Here is a 3153-nt window from a genome sequence, read left to right as displayed (position 1 = left end):
ACTTCGTTGCAATGGCAGGCTATGAGTTATGGTTGCCCTGGGCTGGAGAGGTCAACGTGTACAATACCACCGAGATTTACGACGATGACGGGAACCCGGGCGGGCATGGTTACAATAACGGCCTACAAGAGAGCATCCATGAAGCCCTGCCGTCGCTCTATGACTGGCTGGCGCAGACTGGAGCGCTTGGTCAATGGAATCACCCAACATACTACTCCGGACCGAACGACATGGGGTTCAATGAATCGCCGATGTCGAACTTCTTCGACTTCGCCTACTACACAGCTGATCGGGACCAGGGTATGTGCGTCCTCGAGAATCTCGAGAGTCTGTACTATGAGTTGAGCTATATCTGGGCGCTTGACGCGGGCTGGCATGTCATGCCAGCAGCGAACTCCGACACACACTCAGCGAACTGGATCTCAGGCTCCGAGATCAGAACCGTTCTGCTTGCTCCCAGTCTGACCCCTGAGAACCTGTACAACGCCATGAGGTCCAGCAGAGGCTATGCTACGCAGGACAAGAATCTGCAGATCTACTACACGCTCAATGGAGCGGTCATGGGATCGGTTCTGTCACCCATGAGCTCGTACGAAGTCTCGGTCCGGATATCAGATCCTGACGGCAAAGCGGACGCAATCAAGCTTGTGGAGATAGTATCCGACGGCGGAGCGGTCGTGGCGAGCAAGAGCTTCAACAGTGCAACCGTCGAATGGACGACCACGCTGACATCGGACAGCGCCCACTACTTCTATGTGAGAGTGACCACTGCGTCGAATCTCTCAGGAGAGGAGGGCGTGACTGCATGGACGGCCCCGGTCTGGACGGGGCGTTGATTTCGTCGAGGATGCGTTTGGAGCCGTAGTAGGATTCCCTAGGCACGGGAATGCGCCTGCCCGCATTTGGTGCGATCATCTCTAGCCTGAGTTCCTTGGCATGCAAAAGCCAAAGGCACCAGAGTACGACAGCAGATTGACACATTGAAAGCTCCGCGCCGCAATTGGGGCAGATCGCCATTCCCACTCTGTCCTCCGCAATCGCCTTTCCCTTCCTTATGGTCTTTTCCGAGAATGATGGTGGACCGAAGGGGATTTGAACCCCTGACCTCCTGCTTGCAAAGCAGGCGATCTTCCGCTGATCTATCGGCCCCCGTTGGATGGGAATGGCTCAATGAATGTGGCCGTTAAATAGCTTTCCTCAGGCGATTCCCGAGCGATAGTCAGATAGGAATCTGTGTGGCCCCGGCCTTCATTAATCAGAATGTTCATGTTCCCTTTCGGGAGAGAAGACCACAGTGAAGGCAAAAAGGAAAGGATCCGGCACCTACCTTTCTCAGGACCGAAGCCTAGGGTGCCGGTATTCCCAGCTCCTTTAGGATTGCCACTCCCGTGACGGGGCCCGAGCACGCTAGCCGTTGACTTCGGAGTCAACGCAAAACGGGCATAGATATAGTCTCCATGCGGAATCATGTCCTCGATCGATATGAATAGCTATCTCAAGATCCCACTCGCGATATGTCTCGCGGCGACTGCCCTCACTGCGGGGGCGATCGGCTATGCAATGACTCAGGGCGGCGAGGAGACTCCTCTTGGCGGCCTGCTTCGGCCTTTCTCCTCCCATCACGAGCTTGCGGAATTCCTCGGCAACATTCCATCATCCGGGGGCTCGAGTGCCTACTACGGATATGGCACCCCCACGGAGGCAACTATGGGGTTGTCAGATAAGACGCCCTCCCATTCAACAACGAATGTCCAGGTCGCCGGCGTCGACGAGAGCGACCTCGTAAAGACTGATGGCGAGTACCTTTACATCGCGTCATACAACAACGTGACAATAATCAAGGCGTATCCTCCGGCCGAGCTGGCGAACGTGACCGTTCTCACGGCAGAGGATCTCATTGGTTTTGAACGCGTGAACATGACCACTTACATCTCCATCTCCGGCATCTACGTCCTTGAGAACAGACTCGTTGTCGTTCTCTCGGTATTCGAGTACCCAACTTGGACCGGGAACGCGGACTACGCCGAGTACTACGCCGGATCATGGACCGGGGAAAGGGCCATGGTCTCGGTGTTCGACATCAATGACGTCGCGGCTCCCGAGCTCTTGTACTCATGCGGTGTGTCCGGATACTCGCTCACCTCCAGGATAGTCGACAACTACCTTTACATGATAGGTCAGTCTAGCGTTTGGATGGTCGAGGAGAAGCCTCTCCTTCCTCTGATCTGGGAGGTCAGCCACTCCGAGGAGTTCGATGTCGGCCAGATCTACTACGACCCAGAGACGCGCGACTCCAGCTCGTTCATGAACCTCCTGGCATTAGACGTCCTAGACGGTGACTACGAGTACTCCTCCATCCTCGCTGGCTATGCCTCGACCGTTTACATGTCCCCAGACGCCCTCTACCTATCCATCCAGAAGTGGTCTGGCGACGTAGTCCTCGTGGATGCGAGGTCGACACCTAGGGAGGAGTGGACGACGAGGACGACCGTGTACAAGGTTGCCGTCGATGACCTATCGATGGTCAACGTGGCAAGGGGGGAATTCAGAGGGTGGCTCCTGAACCAGTTCTCGATGGACGAGAAGGACGGCTACCTTAGGGTCGCGACTACGACCTCATGGTCTGAGCCGAGGAACGGGGTGTACGTTCTTGATTCGAACCTTGCAGTCGTTGGTGCCCTAGAAGGCCTTGCGCCCACTGAGCGCATCTACTCGGCCCGTTTCCTGGGTGACACCCTCTACCTGGTTACATTCAGGCAGATTGACCCCTTCTTTGTGATCGACCTGAGCGACCACGTCACGCCCAAGGTGCTTGGTGAGCTCAAGATACCTGGGTTCTCGTCCTACCTGCACCCTGTAGACGACACTCACGTGATTGGGATAGGCTCAGAGAACAATTCCGTGAAGATATCGCTTTACAACGTCACCGACCCCACGAACCCCGTGGAGCAGAGCAAGTATCTGGCCCCAGGATGGTCATGGTCAATGGCTCAATGGGACCACAAGGCATTCCTGTTCGACCGCGAGAGAGATCTCCTAGTAATCCCCATGCAGGTGTCCGATTTGTACTGGGGTAACTCGAATTACTGGACAGGGGCATATGTGTTCAATGTCTCCGCGCAGGATGGCATCTCGCTTTGGGGGACGGTGGGT

At 55.8% G+C, this 3153-nt stretch carries 2 protein-coding genes and 1 tRNA gene; 2 read left to right on the top strand and 1 reads right to left on the bottom strand.

What is annotated here, in order from left to right:
• Positions 1 to 836: hypothetical protein (locus tag KJ653_04725; GenBank protein ID MBU0685135.1), on the top strand; the 836-nt coding region annotated here is incomplete at its 5' end.
• Positions 837 to 1074: 238 nt separating this feature from the next.
• On the opposite strand, the gene KJ653_04720 is transcribed toward KJ653_04725, so the two are convergent.
• A tRNA-Ala gene (locus KJ653_04720) sits at positions 1075 to 1149 on the bottom strand.
• Between the two features lie 318 nt (positions 1150 to 1467).
• Here KJ653_04720 and KJ653_04715 point away from each other — a divergent pair.
• Positions 1468 to 3153: beta-propeller domain-containing protein (locus KJ653_04715; GenBank protein MBU0685134.1), on the top strand; the 1686-nt coding region annotated here is incomplete at its 3' end.

It is taken from the genome of Candidatus Thermoplasmatota archaeon (assembly GCA_018814355.1).
Classification (GTDB): domain Archaea; phylum Thermoplasmatota; class Thermoplasmata; order UBA10834; family UBA10834; genus COMBO-56-21.
The sequence above is the reverse complement of the archived record's forward strand: the minus strand, read 5'-3'. Positions and strand labels throughout refer to the sequence as shown.